Consider the following 26,011-nt stretch of genomic DNA (forward strand, 5'->3'; position numbering starts at 1 on the left):
ACCTCATCGAAGCTCGAGATCAGCCACCTCCGCGAACCCCTGATCGAGCTGCACGTGGGACGAGGCGACGCCCTCATTCCACTGCGGCAGGCGTGACTCGAGCTCGGCCCGCGCCCCACTCTCGGCGTCGACATAGAAGTGCAGCGTGCGCTCGCCCTTGAAGGTGGTGTGCGCGACCATTACGCCGTCGCCCTCGACGGCCGCGCACAACCCATCCGTGAACTGAGTCAGCGCGGCCGAGGATTCACCGAGTGGCAGATTTTCGCTGTCGTACTGCTGGTAGGGAAGCCGAACCGCGACGTACAGGTCGAACCGGGGCCAGCGCACCGAACGCAGCGGCGGCGCGGCGGTGACCAGCGCGGCCGCGCCGCCCCACTCCGTCCGGCGGTGCTCCCAGTGGTCGAAGCTTTCGGCCCGGGCTCGGACGGCCTCGCTGAGCTCGACCGGCGTGCGGGGATCGGCCGGCTCGACCCCGCTCCAGGTGATGTCGTCAATCCAGATGTCAACGTCGTCCTCACCGAGGGCCAGTTCGATCAGGTTGTATGCGACGTCTTCCTGGACCTTGTCCGGCAGGCTCGAGAAGGCCGGGTGGTGGACGACGACGTCGCTCAGCCGGCCCTCCTCCTTGGCGGTGAGCCCGAACCGTACGGCAGTCAGGTCGAAGGTGTGTCCCCGGAACTCCCGGCTGGACTCGAAGGCTGCGAGTTCGGCGACAACGCGGACGCACCGATAGGACCACGTCTCGTCGGGCTCGGGAGCGGCCGCCAACCATCGCTCCGCCACCCCCCGGCAGGTGTCCGGCCAGTTGGGCGTGACGATCAGTACATACGCCGAGGTGGTGCCCGGAACGATATGGCAGTCCAGATCGGCGTCAACGACCCGGGCCCGGCAAGCGACGTCCTGGACCGCGTGGGTCACCCGACCGGCGCCGGCCGTTCGTGCCACGTCGTCACGGGCGGATGCCCACCATTGCCAGAACTCGGCGATCGTCTCGGCTTCCGGCTTCGGTTTCCTACGGAACAGCTTCAGAACCATGGCTACGCAGCGTAATCCGCGTCGCGTCCAGCGTCCGCGTAGAGAGCTGGTTGCCTGCGCAACAAAAATCGACCTCAGTCGATATCGACAAGATAAAGCACGATCGATTGGCGGGAAGAAGCCGAGTGCCTGACTTTCATCGGCGACGTCCACCTCGAGCTCGGCCGGTTCGACGAGGCGCTCAGCCGCTTCGACCAAGCCTTGCAGATCACTCAGGAGCACGACGACTCGTTCCTGTACGGTCTCCACGATTGGTCGATGGCCGACTACTACGAAGCCACCGGCGATCTGATTGCCTCGCTGTCCCGGCGACAGCGGGCGCTCGACTCCCTCCAGCAACTCGGGTGGCTCGTGAGCGTCATCGACACCCAGATCGCTCTGGGCGACACCGCCTTGGCCCTGGGCGATCGGGCACAGGCCCAGGCAGCCTGGCACGAGGCGCTGCGGCTGATCGGCCAGCGCCGCCTGCCCCAGACCGCCCAGGCGCAGACCCGGCTGGCCCGCCTCGATCAGGAGGTCGAACTCGACGCAGCGCGATCGTGATCAGACCGTGGCCGCCATATGCCCCTGACCGCCGCGCCGACCGTCCCAGCAAGTCCGTTCCGGCTCGGCCCGTCCAACCTGCACAACCCGGCACCGGCACAGGTCATGCCTGTGCGTGAGATCTCCGCGCCCCGTGCGAATGAACTTCTCAGGCTTCCAGGCGTCATGCAGGGAGGACCGTACGCCGACCAAGGGAGGCCGAGAAGTGGATCTCGCGCAGTTGTTACTCGAACCCTCACGGCTGGCGACCGAAAGCCTGGCCCAACGGCATGGTGAGAACATCGCCGCGCCCTGACCGAACGAACGACGGCCTCCTGGGATGAGGCGGCTCCGCACCGGACCGCGTCCGAAGCTCGGCTGTCTCCGCTCGATCTGGCCGAACTTCTCGGGTTGTCGCGACCTACGACGATCCAGCACCGATCTGTGCGGCTGAGCACCTCACGGGGAACGGTGGGCGTTGCTTACTCCGCAGTCGTCCTCGACCGGCTCAACGAGCAGGAGCGTGAGCGGCTGACGAAAACCGCCGAATCGCTCGGCCGCATTCTGCAGCCGGGCGGCTTGCGCCGGAAGACCCTTTCGCTCCACCTTCACGACCACGCCGCTCCGGATTTCATCAAGACCCGGACGCTGTTGTGCCGCGGAGGGGTCGCCTTGGCCTACGTGCACGAGACGCTCTCCTCGCAGCCGATGAGGAACGACGCATGTACGTCCGAAGACGCCGCGAACCGTAACGGGGTGTCATCGCGATGACCGGTCAGAACGTCGATGCGCGCCGCGCCCAGCAACGACCTCGTTATCTTCCTCCGCCCTCCGGAACGGTGGCGACAGCTGTCGTCTCCCACATGCCCGCCAGGGTTCAGCCCTATCTGCGACTGATGCGTCTGCAAGGGCCCATCGGAACCTGGCTCTTCGTGCTCCCCGGCTGGTGGGCGTTGAGCCTGGCGGCCGAGGGTTTGCCCAACCTCGGCGACTTCGTCTTGTTCGGGGTGGCCGCGCTTCTCATGCGGGGCTCGGCCTGCGCGGTCAACGACGTCGTCGACCGCAAGTTCGATGCTCAAGTCACTCGCACTGCCTCACGGCCGGTCGCCTCCGGGGCGGTGAGCGTCGCCGACGCCCTGGCCTTCGCGGTAGCTCAGGCCGTGGCGTCACTCGCGCTGTTCTGGTGGGCCAGCGCGACGGCCGCCCTCATCGTTGCTCTGTGCCTTCCCACCTACCTCGTCTATCCGTTCATGAAGAGGATCATGCCTCTTCCTCAGGCCTGGCTCGGCCTGTGTTTCAACACCCTCGTTTTCGCGGGCTGGGCGGCCGTCACCGGGACGATCGGCGCACCCGCCGTTCTCTTGTGGGCTGCCGGCGTCTTCTGGACGCTTGGCTACGACACCATCTACGGCCACCAGGACCGCGAGGACGACCGCAGGATCGGGGTCAAATCCACCTCTCTTCTGTTCGGCCGGGCTACAGCCGGGTGGGTGGCCGTGTTCTATGTTCTCGCGCTGGCCGGCCTGGTGGGCGCGGGCCTGCGGGCCGAGGTCCACTGGCCTTTCTTCGTTCTCCTGACTGTCGCCGCCGCTCACCTGATCTGGCAGGTAGCCACCCTGGACATCGACGACCCTGAGCGCTGCCGGCTGCTGTTCGTCGCCAACCGCGTCACTGGCGGCCTCATCCTGCTGGCCACCATTGCGGGACACTGGGGATGACCACCGATCGGACCGTCCACCGGTCTACCGACGCTTCCGGAATCGACCGTTCCATGTCCCCGGATTCACTCACATCCATCGAACTGGAACTCGTCGACGAGCAGGGCAACACCGTCGGCACGGCGGAGAAGATGTACGCCCATCAAGCTCCCGGCCACCTTCACCGCGCCTTCTCCGTGTTCCTCTTCGACCCCGGCCAACGGATGCTGCTGCAACGTCGAGCACTGACCAAATACCACTCGCCCGGCGTCTGGTCGAACTCATGCTGCGGTCACCCCCATGTCGGCGGGTCGCCTCTGGAGGCTGCCGGCCGTCGCGTCACCGAAGAGCTCGGAACTGACCCGGAGACCCTGACCGCGGCCGGCACGGTCCGCTACCGGCATCCGGACGAAGCCACCGGCCTCGTGGAGCACGAGTTCAACCACCTCTTCGTCGGAACGCTCAGCGCGGCCGTACGTCCGGACCCGGCCGAGGTCGCTGAGGTGGCCTTCGTCGATCCGCCAGAACTGGCCGGCCGGCTCGCCCAGGACCCGTTCTCGGCGTGGTTCCGAACCGTGCTGCTTGCGGCACAGCCCTCCATTGAGACCGTGACCGGCATCTCCTGGGAACAGCCGGCAACCGCACGACGGACGAAGGAACCCCGATGAGGCATGTTCGAGTCAACGTTGGCATCGTGGGCGCTGGTCCCGCCGGACTGGCACTGGCCAATGTGCTGCGTCAGCACGGCATCAGCACCATTGTCGTGGAGAAGGACTCACGTGAGACCGTGGAGACCACGCCTCGCGCCGGACTGATCGAGCAGCGGACGGTCACCTTCCTCGAGCGCGCCGAACTCGCCACCGGGCTGCTCACAAACGCCATGCGCACCGGCAGCTGTACCTTCATCCACCAAGGAGAAGCGTTCTCGGTTCCCTACGCCGATCTGGCGGAGGGCCGGAAGCACTACATCTATCCTCAGCAGTTTCTGGTCCGCGACCTCATCGCCATCCATGGAGGCGCCGGAGGGGACATCCTGTTCTCGCACGAAGTCACCCAGATCGACGGAGGTGACGCCACCGAGCCGGCAACGATGGTGGCCCGCTCCACGAAAGGCGCCGAATCCGTGGAGATTCGCTGCGACTTCATTGCCGCCGCGGACGGCAGCGACAGCATCGCTCATCGAGCCGTCCCGGAGTCGATCCGGATGCCCCTGCGCCACCAGCACCCATTCCGGTGGCTGGCTCTGCTCGCGGATGTCCCACCGTTCGTCCCCGAGATCGTCTACGGGATGCATCCCATCCATGGGGCCGCTCAAATGCCCCGCACGGCCACCGTCAGCCGGTTCTACTTGCAGATCCAGGCCGGGGAGACTGTCAACGACTGGAACGACGATCGTATTTGGGCGGCCCTGCGCGACGTCCTGGTGGTCAAGGGCCACCCCGTCACCACCGGCACCATCACCGAGAAGGCGATCATCGGCCGGTCGGATCACGTCTCGCGGACCATGCAGCACGGGCGGATCTTCCTGCTGGGCGATGCCGCCCACACGATCTCCCTGGCCGGCGGCAAAGGCATGAATCTCGCCGTTGCCGACGCCGAGGTCCTAGGCGCAGCGATGGCTCGCTACTACGACCGGGACGACGAGCAGCCGCTCGAGAACTACACCAGGGAGCGGCAACCAAAAATCTGGAAGGCCGTGCTCTTCTCGCACTGGCTGATCAACCTCCTGCACAGCACAGCCGGTGACGCGGCGGCGTCGGCCTTCTCGAACGAGTTGCGCCTGGCCACGATCAGGGAACTGCGCTCTCAGGGTCCTGTTGCCCGGATGTTCGCCGAGGAATACGCCGGCGAATAGGGCGCAACTGACAGCGGTGAGAACTGCGCATCCCCGATGTGAACCACCCCGGGGGTAGCGTCCTCGGCGGCCTCGGTGAGCCGTCCGCGATAGACGTTGCGCATCCGCCGGCCCACATGCACCGGGGTGATCGGCCGGACCGATTCCGGACGCATGAGATTCGCCAGCGCGGGCACGGCAGCGGTCGCCGCGTCGTAGACGAACGGAACCCGGATGACAACGAACTCGTCGTCGGCGGACTCGTGGACGAACAGAGTGGAGACCACGTCGCTGTCCTGCCGGAAGAGCATGACCGAGTACCCCGGAAGCGTTCCACTGACCGCCTGACCGCCTGACCGTCCGCGAAGGCCGCCAGCGCGTGCTCGGCCACCTGGTACTGCCTGGACGCGTACGCGATGCCCGGGTCTTCGTCGAGTCCGGGTCCTCGGCGGTCGTCCAGGAAACGCGGCCGGCCGGTGGCGTTGAGGACCAAGTCGGAGGTCACCACCCCATGGTCGGTGACCAGCGTCACCCGGCCGTTCGCGGCGTACGACACGGCACGGGCCGTCGTGGGCAGGACGTCGATCCGCAAGTCAGCCCGGACCGCGTTCCAGAAGACCGACTCGTACACGCTGCGACGAATCCCCAGGCGGACGTCCTCCGAACCGGGCGCCGGCAAGACCTGACCGCCCGCGGACCTGACCACCTCCAGCATGTCCGGCAGCTCGGCACGCAGCGCGTCGACGACCTGGGTGCGGATACCGTGCGGCTGATGAAACTGCACGACCCCGCGACGACTCCAGCGACCGGCCACCGGTCCGCGATCCCGTTCGACCACAGTGATCCGATGTCCACGGCGCGCGAGAGCGAGGGCGAGAAAGGAACCTGTCGAACCGAGACCGACGATGCTGATGTCCACAAGATCTGAAACGGGTGAGCGTCCATGTCGTTCACCGCCGCCGTCGATCAGTCGATGCCGAAGACGTCCAGCTCCAAGGCGTCGGCCTGACGGGCGACCTGGTAGCAGTGGGCAGCGAGGTGTCGCGCCGAGGCGCCGTCGAGCGGAGTGAACGACTGGGTGACAATCTCGGTGGTGCCGTTGTCCCCGGCGACCAGGGCGACGCGGCCGTAGGCGGCTGAACCGGCGAGCAGGCGTTCCGGGGTCAGCAGGGCCGACATAGGGCCGACACGCGCTTCGAGGCCGCAGAGTTCGACCCCCTCCGCGTACGGATCGGCGCCGTCGACGGCGAAGACCCGGACCACGTGCGTGCGGCCGCCGGGCAGCGGCACGGTGACCTCGTACTGCCCGTCGCCCTTCCCGTACTCGGCCCCGAGGATGTGCGCGAGGGTGCGTACGCGGTCGTGCAGGCCTTTGGTCCGTCCCCTGACCCTCGGCGGCGCCGAGCCCGGGTTGGGGGCCGGCGGGATGGGGGCATCGGTGAGCAGCCAGCGATCGATCAGGTGGTCCAGGCCGTCTTCGGCGTCGAGGAAGTCCACGGCCCGGTCGAGGGTGACCGGGCGTCCCCAACCGGTGACCAGCGGACGGCCGCCAAGAGCCGCGCGCCAGGCCGCCGCGTGCGCGCCCACGTAGCAGGCGCCGAGGACGACCAGTCGCAGGGCGGATGAGGCGGTCGCCGGGTCGAGGTCGGCCGGGCGGACCTCGTCGCCGTCGCAGCACTGCAGGTGGCCGTCCTGGCCGCCGTGCGAGCTCCAGTAGACGCCGGCGGTCCCCTCGGCGGCCACCGCTTCAAGCAGGTCACGCCGGGTGGCCTGCCGGTCGACGACGACGGTGTAGCCGGCCCGGGTGAGTACGGCGACATCGTCGTCGATGTGCGCAAGTTCAGCAGCCAGCATCTCGCGGTCACCGGCGCTCGCGGTACGGTAGCCGAACAGGAACAGGAACGTCCGTCCGTCACCGGGCCCGGCGCCGGTCGGGGCGTGCACGACCCGCTGAGCCGGGTCGTCGCCGCGGGCGTCGGCCGACCAATACTTGATGCCGGGGCGAGCGTTCACCCAGTCGGCGGGGAGACTGGTCATCAGTAGTCGTCCTTGGCAGTGTGGGCCTTCTCCAGCTCGTCGGCCAGCGACGGCAGAACCTCGAGCGGAAGAGCGAACTCGCCCGGGTCGAGCGTGGCCAGCGGCGCCTGATAACTCAGCATGTAGTCGCCCTCCGAATCCATCACAAGCGCGCCCAGGGCCAGCCGGCCGTTGTGGCGCAGCGCGACCTCCGCGCTCATCTCGGATCCCTTGCACACGGAGGTGCGGAATCCGACCCACTCCCGGTCGTACGCCTCGTAGTGGCTGACGACTATCTGTTGCGTCCGCTCGTCGTCGAACGCGACGATCAACGAAAACCAATCGTCCTCGTCGTTCGGGTCAAGCGTGAAGTTCGTCCGCGCGAACTCGCGCAGCTCGTTCCAGGTCGGCATGCGGGATTTATACCGGCCGGCACGGCGATGCGGAAATGTAGGTGCCCGGGAAACTAACGTCGCGGCGGCTCACGGTTACCGCTGCCGCATGAGCCAGCCCTTCGGCCGTCCAGCGGACCAGGAACTCCCCCAGTTCACCGGTCAGAGCCGCGACGTCCACGGGCGGCAGAATGGATCAGAGCGGGGACCAGATCCAGGACATCAGGTGGAGATGCTGCGAGAAAATGTCAGGAACGCGGGGCAACGTCAGGGAAACTGTTGTCCCTGCAACCCGAGACGAGCTTTTTGTTGCTCGGCGCAGACAGCCGGCCTCGCGCCTCGTCCCGGACAGCGCGAACCTGCGGGGTCAGTGTGGCCGCCAGAGCGCTCAGCAAGGCAAAAGCAGCGGCGATCTGTAGTCCACGTCCGAACCCACCGGTGATCGCGACAGGAGCCGGGGCACCGGTGCGACCAGATGATTCATTTGGTGGGTGGCCGCCGTGGAGGCGAGAACGAGACCGACCACGCATCCGACCTGTCCTGCGGAGCTGACGACGCCGCCGGCGGTGGCCGCCTCGTCCGGCCCGGCCTCGGCCACCGCGGAGATCTGACCGGCGGTCTGGGTGCCGATCAAACCCAGCCCGAACAGAGCCAGTCCCGGAAGCAGAGTCGTGACGTACGAGCTGCGGACGTCGGCCTGCGACACCAGCAGCAGTCCGGCCGCGCTGAGCAGCGCCGACCCGACCATCACGGACTTGATGCCGTGGCGGGCGAGGAAGCGCGACGCCGTGATCGCCCCTACCGAGCCGGTAATGCCCACGGGCAGCAGATACAGACCGGTCACGAGCGCGGTCTCACCCCGGGCCTCCTGCAGGAAGATCGAGATGAGGAACCAGAAGGCGAGCAGGGTCGCGCCGTTGCCGGCCATGTTGATCATTAAGCCGGTCATGGCCCGCGCCCGGAACAGCGACATCGGCACCAGCGGCGCCGGGGCCCGGAGTTCGACCCGGACGAAGACGACCAGCAGCAGCAGGCCGGCCTCGAGCAGCAGGAGCACCGGCAACGAGAACCACCCGAGCGCGTCGGCGCGAACGATCCCCAGCACGATGGCCAGCAGCCCGGTCGTCCCGAGCAGGGCGCCCGCGATGTCGAAGCTCCGCGGCCCCAGGACCGGCACCCTGCTTTCGGTGAGCAGCACGGGCGACAGAGCGATGACGGCCACGGCGATCGGCACGTTGACCAGAAAGACCCACCGCCAGGAAACCGTGTCGACCAGAGCGCCGCCAATGACGACACCGAATGTGGCCCCCAGCCCGGACAGCGCTCCCCAGATGCTGAGTGCGATGGTGCGGTGCCGACCGTGCGGGAACAGAGCGGTGGCCAGCCCGAAGGCGGCCGGTGACAGAAGGGCACCCCCCAGCCCTTGCACGCACCGGAAGCCGATCAGCTGCTCGGGCGTCCCGGCCACGCCGGCCAGCAGGGATGCCGACCCGAACAAGACCATGCCGACCAGGAACAGGCGACGCCGGCCCAGCAGATCTGCCAAGCGAGCACCGAGCAGCCAAAACCCTGCGAACACCAGCGCGTAGGCACTGATGACCGAGAGCAGCTCCTCCTGGCTGAGGGACAGGTCCGCGCGCAGACTCGGCAGGGCGACGTTCACGATCGTCAGGTCGAGCAGCACCATGAACTGCGCGATTGCCAACAGGGACAGCTTCATCCAGGGGTTCCGGGCCACCGCGTTCCTCCATGATCGGCGCCAGTTCATTGCTGGAGACGCACGATCCGGGCAGAGGTTCAGGAGCTTCGATCGATATCGACGCCTCCGCACCTACGAGAAGGTTCGCCGGGATGAGCTTCGGCTCGGCTCACACGTCTGCGTAGTCGGACCCTCAGCTCGCCCCGACTACCGAGGACGTGTCGATTGTGAGCATCATTCGGGAGACACCGCACCGCCGTTGGTCCGGTATCGTCACCCGCCTGCGTCAACTCAACGTGGAAGCCGTTCTGGGAACGCTGATCGACAACGGTCCGTCCACGGCGACCGAGATCGCTCAGCTCACCACCATGTCGCTGGCGACGGTCAACCGGATGCTGCAAGAACTCGTGGCGGGCGACGTGGTCAGCGAACTCCCGGGCCGGTACGGACGCCGCGGCCAACGAGCCCGGATGTACTCGCTGCGACTGGAACGTCTGACCGTCGCCGCAGTGGTTCATCAGCCGGGGTCACTCACCGTCATCCGGTCCGGCCCGCGGGCCTTCGAGCCGCCCGTCACTGTGCCGCAGGACGACCGCCCGGGCCCGGACCGGATGGCCGAGGCGCTGGGCGCGGCAGAGGTCCTTCCGGGCGACGTGACCTGCCTGGTGGCTGGGACGGTCTGGGAAGGCGACAGCGCACCGGCCGCCCAGGCCGCGAGGTTGGCAGCGGACCTGTCCGGCCGGTTCGGCTGCCCGGTCGTGGCCCAGTCCACCGTCAACCTGGCCGCGGTCGCCGAGGCGCGTCTCGGCCGAGCCCGCGGGGTCGAGGAGTTTCTCATGGTCACCGACGACGGCATGGCCCTGGTGGTCGGCGGTGAGCCGCGGCCGGGCGCCCACGGTGCAGCCGGGTCGCTGCTGACGCTGGGCAACAGTGTCCTCGACCGTTCCCGTGAACCCGCCGCCATCCCGGCGATCGTGGCAACCTGCCTGGTCACCGACCCCGAGCTCGTGGTGCTCGACGAGGGCAGGAACCAAGTTCGGTCACCGGCCGGCGAGCTTCGGGCGGCCCTCGCGGACGTCATGGCGACGGCGCCGAGAGTGGAAGAGAGCCGGTTGGGCCGGCTCGCGCCCGCGCTCGGCGCCGTCGAGGTAGCCCGGGAGCTTGCCTTCGCTGCCCTTCTGGCGGCGAACTCGGGCCCCCGGGGACTGAGCTAGGCAACAGCGGTGGTGGTCGTGGTGTGGCGTCAGTCCGAGAAGCCGCGGAAGACCCTGTCCGGCAACACGGCGGCCCATCCGGCGAACTCTTCGAACCCATGTTGCCCAGGCCGATATTTGTGCTGACAAGGTGGGTCTCCCGGGGCAGACACCGGAATCGGCGGCCGGATTCGGTCACCTCGTCGTTCGTCTCGTCGTCGGGCGAGACGGTGCTGACGATGAGCACCGGGTGCTCCTGGTCGGACATCGTCCGCTCGTCGGCCACGATCACCGCGCCCATGTACTCCGACGAATACTCGTGCTCGTATACGACGGCCAGGACCTCGTCGACGCTTGCGCCGGCCCAGGCCGGGTCCTCGACGAAGACATTGTTGACCGTGAAGTCGGGCTCGGCGTCCGCCGGTCGTTCCTCCAGCGCCTCGACGGTGGCCCGCCATCCGGCCTCGTCGGCGAAGTCCGTCCGGACGACGACGTTGGCGAACTCCTCGACTGTCCGACCACCCCCAGCGGCAGCGACCCAACCTCTCCGTTTCCCGCGCCGTCGGAGCTACCACCGACGCGGGCCGAGTTCCCGAACTGGACGGACTCGACTCGCTCCGGCTCTTGCTCGGCACAGCGGGCTGAAGCCAGCCGCCACTGGCTCCATCGGCAGAGTCAGCCGAAATTCACAGTCCGCCACTGCTCGGCACTGTCGAACCATTCGTAGCTGTGGTTTCGCATGGTGGCGTTATTCGGGCCGTTGCTGACGAGGGCCCTGGTGGTGGCGAAGCTGGTGTATTTGCGTAGGTCGTTCTTCGACCACTGGTTCCACTTCTGGTAGCGGTTGTTGCCGTTTTCGTCACAGGGGTTTGTGTATACCTTGAATTCGTTTTCGGCGTTGTCCAAGCAGCGACCCGTCGCCTTGTTTCGCAACTGGTCGCCCTTGATGTTCACCTTGTACCAGGTTTGATACATGTTTCCGAATTGGCACGGCCGCGTGTAAACATCGCCGCTCGAGTTACTGTCGAGGCATTCGCTCGTCTTCACATTCTGCATGTGGAATTCGAACGGCTCCGCTTGAGCCGGCCCCGAAAAGCTGACAATTCCGGCGGCCATGACGGTCATGGCCACGAGGGCGGTGACGACCGGCTTGAATCGCATGGATCGTTTCTCCTCTGCTCGATTCAGCAATGACCTTCACTGAACCATCGGCAGATCGGACGATCAAGCAAACATTCAACTCCCCTCCGTAGACGTGCAGCAATATGTAGTTGAATTCAAGGACGTTCCATGAACGATGCCCCGAAGCATACGTAGCGGAGAGGGCAACGCTGGTCGGAAGCCGGCAGGTTCGACCCGCGATCCCGGCGGCAGCTTCCGTGGCTACGCCGCCGTCGTCTTCGACGGCGGTCCCGGGCCAGGCTGTGCGTGCCGTCGGCTCAATGAAGTAGAACGGTCACCTTGATGAGGTCTGCCACCCCGCATGTGACCATACTGTCCACATTGAACCAGCGCTGCCCCGGGCCGTACTCGTGAGTGAGCCCATGAACAGATCGGCGGTAGCGGTGCAGATCAAATGCCCAGACGACCAGACCTCTGAACTCGGCCCTGCTTCGGGGGGTGCCGGCCCACGGCCGGGACCTTTCGCCGGTGCCGAGCCGACCGGCCTGGCAGGAACATTGTCACCCCTGATAGAGGAGTACCGGGAACGGGCGGAAAAGCTCGGGAAAATGCCCGACCACCTACTCGAAGCGTTGATCTCTGAGCAGGCGTTCCGGCTCTATTCACCACGCGATCTGGGTGGATTCGAAGCGTCGCCGGTCGACGTCCTCGCTGCATTGGAACAGATTGCGCGGATTGATGGTCCCACTGCATGGATCCTGTGGAGCCTGAATATGGGCTTCATCGCGGATCGGGCCGGCGAGGCAGTCTCGTGGGTGTGGGGTATGGGGCCGGATCCGTTGATCGCCTACTCCCGACAGGCAGGCCGGATCGAGGCGGTGGCCGGTGGATACCGCCTCTCGGGCCAGTGGGAAGCAGTTCCAGGGGCTCGCCTCGCCGACTGGTTGCTGCTGTGCGCCCACACCGATGAGGGCGACCCTCGTTTCCTTGTGATCCCTCGGGGGTCGGCGCGGACGGCCGGCAGAACCGGAAAGTTCCCGGCGTGGATGGCGTACGGCCGGGTGACGGTCGACGACGTATTCGTGCCCATCGGATTCTCGTACGCTGCGGAGGAAGCTGGACGGCTTACGCAATCGCCCTACCGGTGGCCGACGGCGGAGTTGGTCCGGTTGGGTGCCAGCGCTGTTGTGGCCGGCGTCGCCCGCAGCGCTCTCGACTTGCGCGGCCCGACGACACCGCCGGCCGATTCGGCCGCGCGGCTCGCTGCCGCCTTCGAGTCCCTGCGATCCGAGGTACGCACCGGGACCGACATTCGGGCGCTGCAAGGCGCGATGGAACGAACCCTGGAGGCGGCGCAGGCCGCTTTGAACACCGTGACCGATGTCAGTCGGGACGACCGGTCACCGGTCCACGAGGCCGCACGCCGCTTCGTTCAGATCGGCACGGCCGTTCTCGGCGCGTTGCGGGCGCCGGATGGCGACATCCGTCGCTGACACGGAGGGGCGATAAAGGCATCCCCACACCTTTATCGCCCCGGCCTCGCCGGCCCGCACGCCGGTCGCGGGTAGAATTCCACCTCGCAGTTCAGCGGGCCGTGGTCCCGCCATGCTGGTCTAACGACGGTCGGCGTCGTCGAGTGCGGCCAGCAGCTCGTCACCCATCAGCGAGATCGGCGGGGCGCCCATGGTGACCACGACGTCGCCCGGCCGGCTACGCCGCACCACCTCGGCCGGCACGTCCTCCCAGTCGGGCACGAAGATCTTGCGGTCGGCCGGCAGGTCGAGGGCCGCGGTCAGCGCCACCCCGCCCTCACCAGGCCCGCGCACCTCACCCGGCCCGAAGACCTCCATGCAGATGACCTGGTCGGCGATGGCCAGGCCCTCGGCCAGCTCGGCCTGCAGGTCGCGGGTGCGATAGACCCGGTACGGCTGGAAGACCACCAGCAGCCGGCCGTCCCCCGCCACCTCCCGCAGGGTCCGCAGCGCCGCCTCGACCGAGGTCGGGTGATAGGCGTACTCGTCGTAGACCCGCACGCCGGCCGCGATGCCCTTGTGTTCGAAGCGCCGCCGCACTCCCGGGAACGCCGCCAGCGCCTCGACGATCTTGTCGAGCGGCAGGCCGAGCCGAAATGCCGTCAGCACCGCGGCCGCGCTGTTGAGGCCCATGTGCCGGCCGGGCAGGGCCAGCCGGATCTCGCCCAGCGGCTTGCCGTCGAGCTCGGCCGAGTAACGGACGCCGCTCGCCGTCGACACCACCTCGCTGATCCGCAGGTCGGCCGACTCGGACTCGCCGTACGTGAAGACGGTTTTGCCCTTGGCCCGCAGCGCGGCGATCAGCTCTTGCGTGCCGGGGTCGTCGGCGCAGGTGACGACGAAGCCGTCCGGCGCGGCGAGCTCGGCGAACTGCAGGAAGCCGGCCTTGAGCCCGTCGAGGTCACCCCAGTTGTTGAGGTGGTCGCCCTCGATGTTGGTGATGATCGCGACGTGCGGCCGGTAGATCAGGAACGACTTGTCGCTCTCGTCGGCCTCGACCACGAAGTGCGGGCCGGTGCCGTGATGGCCGTTGGAGCCCGCCTCGCTGATCTCGCCGCCGATCACGAAGGACGGATCCTGCCCGGCGTGCTGGAAGATCACCGTCATGATCGACGTCGTGGTGGTCTTGCCGTGCGTGCCGGCCACGGCGATCGCCTGCCGGTTGGTCATCGCGGCGGCCAGCGCCTCGGAGCGGTGCAGCACCCGCAGCCCACGCCGGCGCGCCTCGGCCAGCTCGAGGTGGTCGTACGGGATGGCGGTCGAATAGACGACTGTGTCGACGCCGTCGAGGTTCTCGGCCACGTGGGACATGTGGACCGTGCCGCCGAGCGCCCGCAGCCCGGCCAGCGCCGGCCACTCGCGCAGCTCGCTGCCCGAGACCGGGACACCCCGGGTGAGCAGCAGACGGGCCAGCCCGGCCATGCCCACCCCGCCGATGCCGATGAGATGCACGTGGCCCAGATCCTCGACAGCCACATCATCTGCGGGGTTGCGGTCCACCGGCATCATTGCGCACTCTCCTCGATCTCCACGACCGCGTAGATCAGTTCCTCTTGGTCGCCCAACGCATTCCAGAACTGGTGGTAGATGTCCGCGCTCATGGTGTGGCCCGGCAAGCCCGGCCCCGCGGCATGGAAGGGAACCGCCTGCCCCGGAAAGACTTCGTCGTCGACCGCAGCCGATCGGTGCCGCACCAGCTGAGGGCTGTGCCGCCTGATCGACCTGGTGCCGGCCGGAATCAAGGCGCGATCGCCGAGCTTCTTCGACCATCCCTTGCGAAGCAGGAACACCGCGGTGGAGACTTGATCAGAAACCCTCTCAAGATCCGGTCGGACTGTCACTCCGGCAAATTCCCGAGCGCGTCCGACCACGTCCTCACACCACATCACCACGAACAATTCGGGCCGGACGTCGGACCCATCGGGGGCATTCCTGATCCCGAGGATGATTCGATTACCTCCGTAAAGCTCCCGGAAGACTGACAGCTCGGTCACTCGAGAGAGATACGGCTCGTATGCGTGGAAGGTCAATCGCTCGTCGGCGACGGTCACATCATTTCTCCTGTCGACGCGAGGATGAACTCTGCCCTGCGTCCTATTCAGACAGACGCCGGTGTCCCTCGACGGCTCATTGCCGGGCTAAGGAGTGACTGTCATCACCGTTCGGCATATGAAACATGGGCTTTCGGGCGCTCGCGGCAGCACCGCTCCCTGTTCTCCTGAGTTGAGATACACCACACGTCAGGGATGGCACCACAGGTGCGTTGTGTCGCGTCCGTGGACGGTTGAGAGTCCGTCCACGGACGCGGTGCGTCAGAGTCCAGGACTCAGCGGCCGGTCAGCTGCCGCAGGTCGGCCCGGGTGATCCCCGCTGCGTCAGTGGTCCGTTCAGCGGCGGCCTCCGGTACCGGGACTGGTTCGCACTGCCGGTCGGACCGGTTGCCACCGACCCGCCGAGGCAGAGTGCCGTCACGCAGGTAGTCGGCGATGGTGTCGTCGACGCAGGCGATCCCTTCAAGCGAGCCGGCATGGGTGGTGCCGCCGACTCCTTCGACCAGCACCGAGCCCGGGAACCGCTTGCGCACCTCCAGCGCGCCCGCGAACGGCGTGGCCGCATCATAGGTCTCGTTGATCAGCAGGATCGGCGGCGTCCTGGTCCCGTCGACCCGGACCGGGGTGCCCGGACGGGCGCCCCAGTCGCGACAGGGCGCATTGAACCATGTGTTGCCCCAGGCTGCGAACGGGTGCCGGGTGTGAATACGCCAAGCGTCCTGCTGCCACGTCCGCCAGTCGCGCGGCCATGAGGTGTCTGTGCACGAAACCGCCAGGTAGACCGCGTAGCCGTTATCGGCGTCAGGCGTGCCGGGCGGGGCGTACATGTCGAGCAGGCCACCAGCGTCCCCGCCGTTGACCCAGGCCGAGAACGCCGCTGCAACGTCAGGCCAGTAGACCACGTGGTAGGCGGCCGACAGGACAATGTCGCTGAGTTCGGCCGGACCGATCTTGCCATCGGCCGGGGTGGCCTTCAGTGTGCGCAACTCGGCGTAGTACCGGTCACGGACGGCCTTGCCGGTCGTACCCAGACGGTAGACGTCGTCGTGCTCGGCGACCCAATCGAAGAAGAAGCGGATGGTCTTGTCGAATGCGACGTTCTGGTCGAGGTTCGCGTCGTACCACACCGCGCCCGGATCGACATTCCCGTCCAAGACCATCCGGCCCACCCGCTCGGGGTGCACCGTGGCGTAGACCTGCCCGAGGTAGGTGCCGTACGAGAAGCCATAGAAGTTGATCTTCTTGGCGCCGAGCGCCCGGCGGATGCTGTCCATGTCTGCCACGGTGTCAGTGGTTTTCATATGGTCGAGCAGTGGACCGCCCGCCTTGTCACACGCCTCGGCGTATTCCTTGACCTTGCTGAGCCATGCCTTCTCGATCTGTGGGGTCGAGGGCACGTAGTCGGGCCGGTTGTAACCGGTGTAATCGACGTCGCAGGTCAGCGCCGGCCGGCTGGAGCCGACACCGCGAGGATCGAAACCGATCCAATCGTAGTTCGCGCCGACACCGCCGGGCACGAAACGACCGAGCACCGGCATGATCAGACCTGACCCGCCCGGCCCACCCGGGTTGGTGAGCATGACGCCCTGGTAGTCCTGCTCGGACGAACTGTGCCGGACCCGAGACACTGCGAGCTCGATCGTGTCACCGCCCGGACGGGCGTAGTCGAGCGGCACACGGACGAAGCCACATTCGGCGCCGATCTGCAGCAGGCGCGGATCGTCACACACGCCCCAAGTGACGGGACCCGGCGTCCCACTCCCCCGCTCCGGCGTCTGCGCCTCAGCCGCCACTGGCAGCAGAGCCACACCGAGCAGCAAGCCGGCAGCTGCCGCTACGATTTTTCTCATCTCGAACCTTTCCGATCTCGGCCGGCCGGCCGCCTCATCGAGGCATGGAATTGCACCGGCCGCTTCGTCCCTCCAGACGGGGACGAGATGTTCGGGTTCAGTGCCAGAACGGGTAATCGGGTGGGCGGAACGAACCGGTATGGGCGCTGACGGCAGCGAGATCTGCACGTCCTGCTGCGCCCTCGGTCAGTACCTGCAGCGACTGCAGCAACTCGCTGTGAAGCGACAATCGACATTGCCCGGGACACAGCCCGCGCTCCGTTGACCCGGATGGTGAGGTCGTCGCCGAAGAAGCCGCCAGCGTTGGTGCCCTGGTCGGTCACGTAGCGCAGACGCAGCTGGATCCGTTGCCCGGCGTACGCGGTCAGCGGCACCGAGATGTCGGCCCAGCTGGCCTGCTCACCACCGAGGACCGGCGCTCTCCCGCGGGAATGGCTGCCCGTTGACAGTGCCGTCGAGCGCGGTCCAGGTCCGGTTCTTCTGGCCGGCTGTCACAAGCTCGTAGTCGAGCCAGCCGAGCTACAGCTTGTTCCAGGCGCCGAGGTCACCGGCCCGGGAGCCGACCGGCTCGCCGGCGTCGCTGAGCTGGCTCTGCGACATCAGAGTCCAGATCTCGCTGTTGTCGTTCTCGGTATCTGTCGTGTCGTAGTCGTCAGGCAGGCCGAGATCGTGGGCGTATTCATGGACGAAGACGCTCACGCCGCCGTTCTCCGGCTGAACGGTGTAGTCACCGATCCAGAAGCCGGTGTCGCCGACCGGGGTCCCGCCGAGCGGGTTGCCGGTGGGGCCGGTGCTGCCGGCTTCCCGCCAGTACGCGTACCAGCGGTGCGACCAGATCGCGTCCTCGCCCTGCTGGGCGAAGCCGCTGGCCTGGTCGCTACCGGCATGCACGATCTGGAAGTGATCGAGGTAGCCGTCGGGCTCCTTGAAGTGGCCGTCGGAGTCGTAGTCGTAGCGATCCCAGGTCGACCTTGATCTGGACGTCGGTGCGACCGGCGGCCCGCTGGTCGGCGACCCACTGATTGGCCGCGTCCTTGACCAGTTCCCACATGAACTCCGAGGTGCATACGCCGTTAACATCACAGTCGCGGCCGTAGCGGGCCTCGTTGTAGCGCACCCTGACCCAGTCGCTGACCTGGCCAAATGTCGATCTTTCCCTGTCCGACGCCTCCCGCGGGCAGCAGTTCAATCCGCCTTCGATGTGCTGCTGAGCTCACCTTGTTCTCACTCCGTTACCGCGCGTTGGCATGGGGCGCATCCGGGTGTCGTCAGGCTGATTGGATGTCGGTGGTCGCCACCAGGTCGCGGCTCGCCTCGAAGTCCTCGGCCAGGGCCTTGAGCCGGTCCTGGGCGATGGCGTACGAGTCGGAGCCGAGCAGCTGGTGCAGCGGCGCCCGGCCGGATGCCGCGACCTCGATGATGGCCGCGGCCACCTTGGCCGGGTCGCCGAGCTGAGTTCCAGGCATCGCGAGGTGAGCTTCGGTCATCGCCCGGATGTCCTCGTACCCCGCGACGTGCCCCTCGGGCAGGCCCAGCGCCGGCGGACGCAGGAAGTCGGTGCGCGTGTAACCGGGCTCGATGACGTTGACCTTGATGCCGAACCCGGCGACCTCACCGGCCAGCGCGTCCGAGATACCTTCCAGGGCGTACTTGGCCGAACAGTAGAGGGCCCAGCCGGGAAGGCGGTGAGCCCCAACACGGACGAGACATTGATGATGTGACCGCGACGAGCGACCCGCATGCCCGGCAGGACCGCGCGCAGCACGTTCCAGGCTCCGAAGACCTGCACCTCGAACATTCGCCGGACCTCGCCCGCCGAGGTCTCCTCGACCGCACCCAGGAAGCCGTAGCCGGCGTTGTTGACCACCACGTCGATCCCACCGAACCGGTCCTCGGCCTGACCGACCGCGGCCGATGCCGCGGGATGTGCCGGTGACGAACCAGGTCGACATTAGGTCTCCTTGACGTTGTGGACGCACGCGACGTGCTTCTGCACGCCTTACGACGCGCCAAGTGTTCGCGGGTTCACACCGCGCACACCGGGACCGGCGTCTCGAGGAAGCCGGCTCCGGACAGGACCCGGGTGTTCGCCGGCGTCAAGGCTGCACACCCGGGGTGTCGGCTCGGCTGGTCCGCGGGCGCTGGAGGTGACGCCGCCGGACCACCAGGTGCCAGTAGATGAAGCCGGCCGTTCTCAGGAGCCGTACCGCAATCACCGCAAGAGGCGTCCGCATACCCCAGCAGACGGCCGACCGGCCCACCGGTTCGCCGGTGTGGGTGGGCAACCCCGTTTATCCCGCCGCTTCGCCCCCGCGAGGTGTGCTCAGCCGTGCGAGGTGGGCGAAGCATGAACCTCAGCCGATCCCGCACGTCCACCTGAACAGGTCGCTTCTCCGGTGCCGGAAAGCCCGACGAAGGATGGTCATGTCACACTCCACCAGTCAATCCCAGATCGAGTCGCACTACGACCTGAGCAACAGCTATTACGCGCTCTGGCTCGACGAATCCATGACCTACTCAGCCGCGCTCTGGGGAGGGACGGAGGCGGACCCAGCCGGTCTGGCCGACGCCCAGCAGGCGAAATACCACCGCCACCTCGACCTCGCCGGCGCACCCGGGATCGACGGCTCGCACCCGGACGGCTTCCGCCTGTTGGACATCGGTTGCGGCTGGGGCGGCATGATCCGGCACGCGCTGGACACCGGGCGCGTCACCGCGGCGACCGGCCTCACACTGTCGCGGGCGCAGCACAGCTACTTCGGCGCCACTCCCCGGCCGAATGGCAAAGTCCTGGTGGAGAGTTGGGAGACGCACCAGCCGGAGCAGCCCTACGATGCGATCGTGTCGATCGGGGCGTTCGAGCACTTCGTGACCGCCGACACCGCGCCCGAGAAGCGCGCCGGGGCCTACGAGTCCTACTTCCGGCGCTGCCACCGGCTCCTGCGTCCGGGCGCCTCGATGTCGCTGCAGACCATCGCGTACGACGGAGTGGCGGGGACGTCCGGGCCGGTAGGAGCCTTCGTCACCGGCGACATCTTTCCCGGCAGCACTCTGCCGAGGCTGGTCGAGATCGCGGCGGCTTGTGATGCTTACTTCTCCGTCGAGCAGGTGACCAGCCATCCCGACGACTACGCCAAGACCCTGTCGGTCTGGTCCGCACGTCTGACGGCCGCCCGTGCCCAGGCGGAGGAGATTGTCGGTCCGGACGAGTACCGCCGTTACCGCGTCTATCTCAAGGCGTGCGAGGCCACGTTTCGACGCCGGGCCGCGACTCTCTACCGGATCGGCTTCCGCCGGCGGGACGAGCCGTTGTTCCGCTGACTGTGGTCATCGGGTGAGTTCGACCGGCGGCAGGGGTTCGTCGGCGCGCGGCGTGCCCAGCCGGTCGGCCACCGCGCTGAATGCCCGCAGCACATGCTCGACATGCGGGGTGTCGTGGGCCGCGGTCACCGTGACGCGCAGCATGGCCCGCTTGGCCGCGGGTGGACCGGAGAGGTTGGTGATCACACCCGCCTCGCACAGGCCCGCCCAGAACGCACCCGCCGTCGGAACATCCGGGAAGGTCACCGGAACGATCGGCGTGGTGGACGGGCGGGTGTCGAAGCCCATGGCGCGAAGCCCGTCGTGCAGCAACCGGCCCAGACGGTGCAGTCGGTCGCGCCGCTCGGGTTCGGCCTCCAGCACGTCGAGGGCGGCCAGCGCGGCGGCAGTCGACGCCGGCGGCAGCGCCGCCGAGAAAAGCAGCGAGCGCGCGTTGTACCGCAGCTGGCGTACGTTCGCGGCCGGCCCGGCGATCACGCCACCCGTCGAACCGAGGGCCTTCGACATGGTGACGATGATCAGATCGATCCGGTCCGTCAGCCCTGCGGACTCGGTCAGCCCGGCTCCACTTCGTCCGAGGACACCGAAGTCGTGGGCGCTGTCGACGATCAGCCGGGCGCCGGACTCGTCAGCCACCTCTCGGAGAGCGCGTAGCGGCGCCACGTCACCCTCCATGGAGAACACGCCGTCGGTGACGACGAGCCGGCCCCCCGGCCCGGCGGCGGCCCGCAGTCGCTGGCGCAGATGATCAGGATCGCGGTGCCGGTACGACCGTACAGTGCCGAGCCCCATGCGCATGCCGTCGACCAGCGACGCATGGTTGCGGATGTCGCCGAAGGCCACGTCATCCCGGCCCAGGGCCGCGGACAGCGCCAGACCGGCCTGGAAACCGGTGGTGGCGAGGGCCGCGGCTTCCTGACCGAGAAACCGGGCCAGCCGGGCCTCCAGGGTCTCGTGCAGTTCGATCGTGCCGTTCAGCGCACGGGAGCCGCTCACCGAAGCCCCGTACCGGCCGATCGCCTCCACCGCGGCCGCGAGCACCCGCGGATGCCGGGACAGTCCCAGGTAGTCGTTCGAGCCGGCCATGACCACTTTCCGGCCGTCGAGCAATGCGTACCCGTCCTCGGTCCAGCCCTGAACGGCCCGGTAGAAGGCATCGACGCCCCGGGACTTCAGCACCGCCTCGATGTCGTGCAGCCCGTTCTTGGCGAACGGGTCGGCGCCGCCGTGAGACGTGGTCGATTCGGTGGGGACACTCGCCATCTCGTCAGCCTTGTCGTTCGATCCGGTCGTGGTCATGAGCACCGAACTCGCCGATGTGTCGCCGACGCCCGTCTGCGATATCGGGCGAGCCGGTAGTGGCACAGTCGGCGATAGAACCCGGGCATGACCTGGCTGAAACGGGCCAGGAACGGGGATGCCCGGTCGCTGAAGATCTCGTCGGAACGCCGGTTGATGCCCCGCAGTATCGCGCGTGCGACTCGCTCCGGTTCGATCGGCTCGATCGTGCCGCTCAGCGCCACCGTCTCCGCCGGCTTGGTGCGATTCTCGTGGTCGAGTTGCGGCGTGCGCACATCGGCGGGATAGACACAGGCGACGTGGACGCCCTTGTCCTTCATCTCCATGCGCAGCGCGTCGATGAAGCCCCGGACGGCGAATTTCGCCGGCGCGTAGGCGGTGTAGCCGTACACCCCCAGAAGACCGGCGACCGAGGAGACACCGACGATGACGCCCCGGCCCCGCTCGACCATCTCGGGCAGCACCGCGCGGACGGCCCATACGGTGCCGAAGTAATCGACGTCCATGGTGTAGGCGAAGACGTCCTCGGCGATGTCCTGGACGTAACCGGGCTCGGCATATCCGGCGCAGGTGACCAAGACGTCACAGGCGCCGTGCCGCTCCCGAGCCTGATGGAACGCCTGGCGCAGAGCGGCCCGGTCGGTCACGTCCACCGCGAAAGCCGATGCGACGATGCCCGCCTCCCGAATGGACCGTCGCAGCCGCTCCCCGTCGCGGGCCATGAGCGACACCGTGGCGCCCTCGCGGTGAAGTACCGACGCGGTGGCCAGGCCGATGCCACTGGAGCCGCCGGTGATGATCACGTGCTGGCCGTGCACTGCCGTATTCACCGCCTTGACCATGGAGTACCCCGTCGAGGGTGCCGGGGCGCTGCCGTCCTACCTGGCTTGAGGGTCAGTACCGGACGGGATTCCCGGCCAGGGGCGGGAAGACGTCGTGGCCTCGGCCGTCGACCGTCGACCCGCCGAACTCCATTGCCGACGCGAGCCTGTTCACCGAGGCGGGGAAGCTCAGCTGAGGCTCGGACACGTCATCCAGCCGCTTCCGGTGATCCTCCGACAGCTGCACGTCGAGTGCGGCCATGTTGACTTCGAGCTGACGGAGCGTGCGTGCACCGATAATCATGGAGGTCACCGCGCGGCGTCCGCTCACCCAGGCCAAGGCGACCTGCGCCGGGATGACCTCGCCTTCCGCGGTACGTTCGAGCAGTGAGTACTCGAGCCCTTGCACAAGGCGATCAATTCACCTGGCGGCTGCGCGGTCCGCTGAATCCCGGCCGGTCCCGGCTCAGTTCGGCACCACTTCCACGATCGGGAAATCAGCGCGCTGGCAAATTCGAGAATCAGCTCTCGGCCAGGACGATGACCTTGTCACCCGGTACGAGCGTCAGCTGATCGCGCTTGGTCGGGTTGAGGGTGATGCCGTACGAGCGTTCCTTGTTTCGCTTGTCGGCAATGATGCGGTAACCGATCGCGGTCTCGCCCCGCCGGCTGGCCGCCTCGACAACCGTGTGGAAGTCGGTGATGGCGCCCGGCTTGATGTACAGGTCGGCCGGGCGCAGGTAGATCTCACTGCCGGTGCTGGAGAACAGGGCCTGGAACACCTCGTTGGTACGCTCGTTCTCCGCGGTCTGCGACAGCATGAGGCTGATCAGCTTGTCGCTCACGATGAAGTCGTCCGCCTTGGTCACCTCGGCCAGCTCGCGGTTACGGTCGTCGAGCATCTCGCTGACGACGTTCAGCTCGGCGCCCAGCCCATTCGCCATCTCCCGCAGGTGCAGCAGGGTGATCAGGGTCTTGGCATCGGCCCGCTGCGGGCTGGTGTCGTCCTTGTCGGACAGCACGACGATGTGGTCGAACTCGTGCACCCGCAGGCTCTCCAGCACGGACCGGTTCACGGTGTCGCCGGGCACGTGGGTCACGCTCAGGTGCTTGTACGGGCCGAGGTCCGGGATCGCGGCCGGGGAGACCACCGTGACCGTCGATCCGGGGGCGACGTACCGGTCGAGCTCAGCCAGCATCGAGCCGAGGCTGTTGTTGCATCCCAGCACCAGCGCGCGGTCCGGCGCGTCGTCGTGGTGCACGAGGTCGCTGATCAGGGACATGTCCGGGCGCCCGGCCGGAGCCGTACGAATCTTGCTGTCGTCCTCGGCGATGAGGATCAGCTTCTCGCCCGGCTGCATGACACGCGCGGCCGGCGGGTTGAGCAGGACACCACCGGCGGAGAGCACGCCGATGACGGCCGCGTCGGCGAACGCCTGCTGCGCGTCCAGGTAGGTCCGGCCGGTCAGCGCGGTCTGCTCGCTGAAGTAGAGCTCATCCCCGGCGAAGTCGAGCAGCTCGGTGTAGACCTCGCTCAGGCCGCTCTGCCGGCTGGTCTGGACGGTGATGCGGCTGATCAGCTCGTCGGTGAGCACCCAGTCGGCCTCGTCCCGGCCCACCAGGCGAGCAGCGTCCATGTTCGCCGAGTGCCGGATCTCGCCGACGATGTGGTAGCGCCCCTGCTTGCGGTGCGGGCTGTTGGTCAGCGCGAGTGCAGCCTTGATGACGGCCGAGTCCGGGTCCTCGGCGCCGTCGGGGGCCAGGATCACGATGCTGCGAGCGGCGCGAGGACTGGCGACCTCCAGGTCGCCGAGGTCCAGCGGGTCGCCGCTGCGCACGATGAGACGAGTCCGGCCGGGGTCGGGCACCTTGGCCTGCAGCGCCTCCTCCATCTCGATCTTGTCACCGGGGGCGAGGATCACGATGGCCGAGCTCCGGCGGGACTGGTTGGCGAGACAGATCTCGTTCACGATTGCGAAGATCTTCGAGTTCCAGCCGAGGATCAGCGTGTGGTCCTGCTCCAGCACCCGGGAGTGGCCCTTGCGCAGCTGCTCGACCCGGGCGTCGAAGGCGTTGGAGATGATGCTGATCAGACTGGCAACCACGATGATGCCGGCGACGGTCACGACGAGCTGGGCGGCCCGGAGGCCGACGCCGTCGTCACCGCCGAGGGTTCCGCTGTCCAACGCGTGCATGAGGCTCGACCAGAACGTCTCGTCGAAGCTCTTCTGCTCGTCCGGCCAGAGCCCGAGGACCGTGATCACCAATGAGACGACCGCGATGAGTACGACACTGCCGAGGGCAAGGAGAGCGATGAGCGCGATCATGCCCTTGGACATGACGCCGTCGAACCAATAGCGGAACCGCTCGCCAGCGGTAGGTCGATCGAAGTGCATTCTGTTCATCGTGTCCTCAAAATGTGATCCGAGACCGTCTCCATCGCGGCCTCGATCGGTGCACCGCGGTCAGAGCAACGTGGTTGAAGGGGGGTCGGACAGCGATCTTATGGCCACCACCAGAAATGGGCGAATGTTGCCAAGAAAACAATTCTTCAATGGTGGCGATGACCGTGGTCGGTTCCTATCCGCAATGAGCCGTGCAGTTCGAACGGCGATCGTCCCGGCCACGGCCGAACCTGTCCCGTTCGGTGGTCTCGACCAGCACCTGGTACGTCGCGGCGTCGCCGTCGGCCAACAGACAGCAAGGGCGCTACCAGCGGCCGACGAGGTTCGGCCGGGGCCCGGCCGCAGACCTTCGTCGACGAGCTGTCCGGCGGCGTCAGCGGGCCGGCTCCGGCGGCCTGGCGGGCGGCGCTGGTGGTGGACAGCACGGTGATGAAGAGGGCGGAACCGGCGGCGCCGGCGAGCTGGTTGAGGCTGCCCATGATGGCGCTGCCGTGGCCGTAGAGGCCATAGACCGGCAACTCTCACGGTAGGGCCGGGTGGGTCACCCTGGCAGGGCAAATTTGAGCCCCTCTACCGGGAGTAGCCGTCGGTCGTGCCGGGCCCGTGTCCGACGGCTTCGATCCGCTCGTCGAGCGCTCGGTGACACGGTACGCTCAGCTTTCGGTGACAGGTCACATATCGGTTCTCTCCTGATCCGCGATGCTGTCGAGCACTGCCTCCGACAGAGCGGCCAGCATGTCGATCTGCCGAGGGCTGATCGCGTCGAAGAACGTCCGGCGGACATCCCGCAGATGCAGGGGCGTGGCTTGGCGAACGGCTTCCCGGCCCCGCTCGGTCAGGGCCACCCGGCTGCCTCGGCTGTCCTCGGCGGCCGGCCGGCGCTCGAGCAGCTCGCGTGACACCATCCGCGAGACCTGGTGGATGAGCCGCGTTCGCTCCCATCGCAGCAGGCCGACCAGCTCGAACACCCGCAGGGCGCCGTCGGGCTGCTGCACCAGGGCGCTGAGGACGGAGAAGTCCGAGAGCGAGAGCCCGGAGTCCTCGAGCAGCTGCCGGTTGATGTGCCGGCGCAAATCCTCCTGCATCGTCAGAAAGCCGAACCAGGCCCGTTGCTCACGTTCGTCGAACTGCTCGGTGTCCGTCATCCGGCAAGCCTAGGCAGCTTTATGTGATGTGTCACTTAGTCGATCTCAAGGCTAGCCAAGGAGGTAGGTGATGTATC

General features: G+C 67.4%; 25 protein-coding genes and 4 pseudogenes. 10 read left to right on the top strand and 19 right to left on the bottom strand.

Features of this window, described 5'->3' with window-relative positions:
- Positions 1-3 precede the first annotated feature (3 nt).
- Positions 4-1,284 carry a DUF695 domain-containing protein gene (locus C8E87_RS03730; RefSeq protein WP_133871787.1) on the bottom strand — a complete coding sequence of 427 codons (1,281 nt, stop codon included), beginning with the start codon at positions 1,282-1,284 and terminating at the stop codon, positions 4-6.
- Here C8E87_RS03730 and C8E87_RS43470 point away from each other — a divergent pair.
- The 5 genes from C8E87_RS43470 to C8E87_RS03755 all read left to right on the top strand — a co-directional run bounded on the left by C8E87_RS43470 (position 1,174) and on the right by C8E87_RS03755 (position 5,109).
- Entirely contained in the window at positions 1,174-1,578 is a 405-nt protein-coding gene (locus C8E87_RS43470) for a tetratricopeptide repeat protein (RefSeq protein WP_369077057.1), read from the top strand. The genes C8E87_RS03730 and C8E87_RS43470 overlap by 111 nt on opposite strands.
- A 423-nt stretch (positions 1,579-2,001) precedes the next feature.
- A complete protein-coding gene (locus tag C8E87_RS03740) occupies positions 2,002-2,328 on the top strand; it encodes a hypothetical protein (protein ID WP_133871788.1) in 327 nt (108 codons plus the stop codon).
- Complete coding sequence (gene ubiA / locus C8E87_RS03745; RefSeq protein WP_133871789.1) at positions 2,325-3,275, top strand: 4-hydroxybenzoate octaprenyltransferase; 951 nt, start codon at positions 2,325-2,327, stop codon at positions 3,273-3,275. The genes C8E87_RS03740 and ubiA overlap by 4 nt, the downstream gene beginning before the upstream one ends.
- Before the next feature lie 53 nt (positions 3,276-3,328).
- Positions 3,329-3,922: an isopentenyl-diphosphate Delta-isomerase gene (idi, locus tag C8E87_RS03750; protein ID WP_133871790.1), complete on the top strand. Its 594-nt coding sequence runs from the start codon at positions 3,329-3,331 to the stop codon at positions 3,920-3,922.
- Entirely contained in the window at positions 3,919-5,109 is a 1,191-nt protein-coding gene (locus C8E87_RS03755; RefSeq protein WP_133871791.1) for a 4-hydroxybenzoate 3-monooxygenase, read from the top strand. The genes idi and C8E87_RS03755 overlap by 4 nt, the downstream gene beginning before the upstream one ends.
- Here the strand turns inward: C8E87_RS03755 and C8E87_RS03760 are convergent.
- Positions 5,061-5,399 (bottom strand): hypothetical protein, encoded by a 339-nt coding sequence (locus C8E87_RS03760; RefSeq protein WP_133871792.1) that lies wholly within the window; start codon positions 5,397-5,399, stop codon positions 5,061-5,063. The genes C8E87_RS03755 and C8E87_RS03760 overlap by 49 nt on opposite strands.
- A gap of 165 nt (positions 5,400-5,564) precedes the next feature.
- Between C8E87_RS03760 and C8E87_RS03765 the strand changes: the two genes are divergently transcribed.
- Together C8E87_RS03765 and C8E87_RS43475 are read left to right on the top strand one after the other, a co-directional pair.
- A complete protein-coding gene (locus tag C8E87_RS03765; protein WP_133871793.1) occupies positions 5,565-5,774 on the top strand; it encodes a hypothetical protein in 210 nt (69 codons plus the stop codon).
- An 86-nt stretch (positions 5,775-5,860) separates the two neighbouring features.
- Positions 5,861-6,016, top strand: a complete 156-nt coding sequence (locus C8E87_RS43475) for a hypothetical protein (protein ID WP_166661064.1) — start codon at positions 5,861-5,863, stop codon at positions 6,014-6,016.
- A 38-nt stretch (positions 6,017-6,054) separates the two neighbouring features.
- Here the strand turns inward: C8E87_RS43475 and C8E87_RS03770 are convergent, their stop codons facing one another.
- The 3 genes from C8E87_RS03770 to C8E87_RS03780 form a co-directional block, all read right to left on the bottom strand.
- Positions 6,055-7,125, bottom strand: a complete 1,071-nt coding sequence (locus tag C8E87_RS03770) for a caspase family protein (protein WP_133871794.1) — start codon at positions 7,123-7,125, stop codon at positions 6,055-6,057.
- On the bottom strand, positions 7,125-7,517 hold the full coding sequence (locus C8E87_RS03775) for a hypothetical protein (protein ID WP_133871795.1): 393 nt from the start codon (positions 7,515-7,517) through the stop codon (positions 7,125-7,127). The genes C8E87_RS03770 and C8E87_RS03775 overlap by 1 nt, the downstream gene beginning before the upstream one ends.
- A 367-nt stretch (positions 7,518-7,884) precedes the next feature.
- Complete coding sequence (locus C8E87_RS03780) at positions 7,885-9,201, bottom strand: MFS transporter (protein ID WP_166661065.1); 1,317 nt, start codon at positions 9,199-9,201, stop codon at positions 7,885-7,887.
- Positions 9,202-9,422: 221 nt separating this feature from the next.
- Between C8E87_RS03780 and C8E87_RS03785 the strand changes: the two genes are divergently transcribed.
- Complete coding sequence (locus C8E87_RS03785; protein WP_133871797.1) at positions 9,423-10,409, top strand: ROK family transcriptional regulator; 987 nt, start codon at positions 9,423-9,425, stop codon at positions 10,407-10,409.
- A gap of 106 nt (positions 10,410-10,515) precedes the next feature.
- On the opposite strand, the pseudogene C8E87_RS46910 reads toward C8E87_RS03785, so the two are convergent.
- Both C8E87_RS46910 and C8E87_RS03790 read right to left on the bottom strand, forming a co-directional pair.
- A pseudogene (locus C8E87_RS46910) lies at positions 10,516-10,869 on the bottom strand (DUF6924 domain-containing protein); the annotation flags it as partial.
- Between the two features lie 194 nt (positions 10,870-11,063).
- The gene (locus C8E87_RS03790) at positions 11,064-11,549 is read right to left on the bottom strand and encodes an RICIN domain-containing protein (protein WP_133871798.1); all 486 of its coding nucleotides are present in this window, start codon (positions 11,547-11,549) and stop codon (positions 11,064-11,066) included.
- A 383-nt stretch (positions 11,550-11,932) separates the two neighbouring features.
- Between C8E87_RS03790 and C8E87_RS03795 the strand changes: the two genes are divergently transcribed.
- Complete coding sequence (locus tag C8E87_RS03795; RefSeq protein ID WP_133871799.1) at positions 11,933-13,003, top strand: acyl-CoA dehydrogenase family protein; 1,071 nt, start codon at positions 11,933-11,935, stop codon at positions 13,001-13,003.
- A gap of 120 nt (positions 13,004-13,123) precedes the next feature.
- Here C8E87_RS03795 and murC read toward each other — a convergent pair whose 3' ends face one another.
- The 6 genes and pseudogenes from murC to C8E87_RS46765 all read right to left on the bottom strand — a co-directional run.
- A complete protein-coding gene (murC, locus tag C8E87_RS03800) occupies positions 13,124-14,551 on the bottom strand; it encodes a UDP-N-acetylmuramate--L-alanine ligase (protein ID WP_133871800.1) in 1,428 nt (475 codons plus the stop codon).
- Positions 14,548-15,093: a hypothetical protein gene (locus C8E87_RS03805; RefSeq protein WP_133871801.1), complete on the bottom strand. Its 546-nt coding sequence runs from the start codon at positions 15,091-15,093 to the stop codon at positions 14,548-14,550. The genes murC and C8E87_RS03805 overlap by 4 nt, the downstream gene beginning before the upstream one ends.
- Positions 15,094-15,368: 275 nt before the next feature.
- Complete coding sequence (locus C8E87_RS03810; RefSeq protein WP_307870885.1) at positions 15,369-16,913, bottom strand: alpha/beta hydrolase; 1,545 nt, start codon at positions 16,911-16,913, stop codon at positions 15,369-15,371.
- Between the two features lie 287 nt (positions 16,914-17,200).
- Positions 17,201-18,093 (bottom strand): annotated as a pseudogene (locus tag C8E87_RS03815) (immune inhibitor A domain-containing protein); the annotation flags it as partial.
- 118 nt (positions 18,094-18,211) lie between these two features.
- Entirely contained in the window at positions 18,212-18,430 is a 219-nt protein-coding gene (locus C8E87_RS45240) for a Rossmann-fold NAD(P)-binding domain-containing protein (RefSeq protein WP_239080752.1), read from the bottom strand.
- Between the two features lie 117 nt (positions 18,431-18,547).
- Positions 18,548-18,813 (bottom strand): annotated as a pseudogene (locus C8E87_RS46765) (SDR family NAD(P)-dependent oxidoreductase); the annotation flags it as partial.
- A 554-nt stretch (positions 18,814-19,367) separates the two neighbouring features.
- Between C8E87_RS46765 and C8E87_RS03825 the strand changes: the two are divergent.
- The gene (locus C8E87_RS03825; RefSeq protein WP_166661066.1) at positions 19,368-20,264 is read left to right on the top strand and encodes an SAM-dependent methyltransferase; all 897 of its coding nucleotides are present in this window, start codon (positions 19,368-19,370) and stop codon (positions 20,262-20,264) included.
- A 6-nt stretch (positions 20,265-20,270) separates the two neighbouring features.
- Here C8E87_RS03825 and C8E87_RS03830 read toward each other — a convergent pair whose 3' ends face one another.
- From C8E87_RS03830 to C8E87_RS03855, 6 genes and pseudogenes are all read right to left on the bottom strand, one after another.
- Complete coding sequence (locus tag C8E87_RS03830) at positions 20,271-21,563, bottom strand: aminotransferase class I/II-fold pyridoxal phosphate-dependent enzyme (RefSeq protein ID WP_239080751.1); 1,293 nt, start codon at positions 21,561-21,563, stop codon at positions 20,271-20,273.
- Positions 21,560-22,411 (bottom strand): annotated as a pseudogene (locus C8E87_RS03835) (SDR family oxidoreductase); the annotation flags it as partial. The pseudogene C8E87_RS03835 and the gene C8E87_RS03830, both read right to left, overlap by 4 nt.
- A gap of 46 nt (positions 22,412-22,457) precedes the next feature.
- Complete coding sequence (locus C8E87_RS03840; protein ID WP_203721039.1) at positions 22,458-22,793, bottom strand: aldo/keto reductase; 336 nt, start codon at positions 22,791-22,793, stop codon at positions 22,458-22,460.
- A 112-nt stretch (positions 22,794-22,905) separates the two neighbouring features.
- The gene (locus tag C8E87_RS03845; protein ID WP_133871805.1) at positions 22,906-24,780 is read right to left on the bottom strand and encodes a CASTOR/POLLUX-related putative ion channel; all 1,875 of its coding nucleotides are present in this window, start codon (positions 24,778-24,780) and stop codon (positions 22,906-22,908) included.
- 184 nt (positions 24,781-24,964) lie between these two features.
- The gene (locus C8E87_RS46615) at positions 24,965-25,081 is read right to left on the bottom strand and encodes a hypothetical protein (protein WP_133876597.1); all 117 of its coding nucleotides are present in this window, start codon (positions 25,079-25,081) and stop codon (positions 24,965-24,967) included.
- Positions 25,082-25,460: 379 nt separating this feature from the next.
- Complete coding sequence (locus C8E87_RS03855; protein ID WP_133871806.1) at positions 25,461-25,934, bottom strand: MarR family winged helix-turn-helix transcriptional regulator; 474 nt, start codon at positions 25,932-25,934, stop codon at positions 25,461-25,463.
- Positions 25,935-26,011 lie beyond the last annotated feature (77 nt).

Source organism: Paractinoplanes brasiliensis (assembly GCF_004362215.1).
Taxonomy (GTDB): Bacteria; Actinomycetota; Actinomycetes; order Mycobacteriales; family Micromonosporaceae; genus Actinoplanes; species Actinoplanes brasiliensis.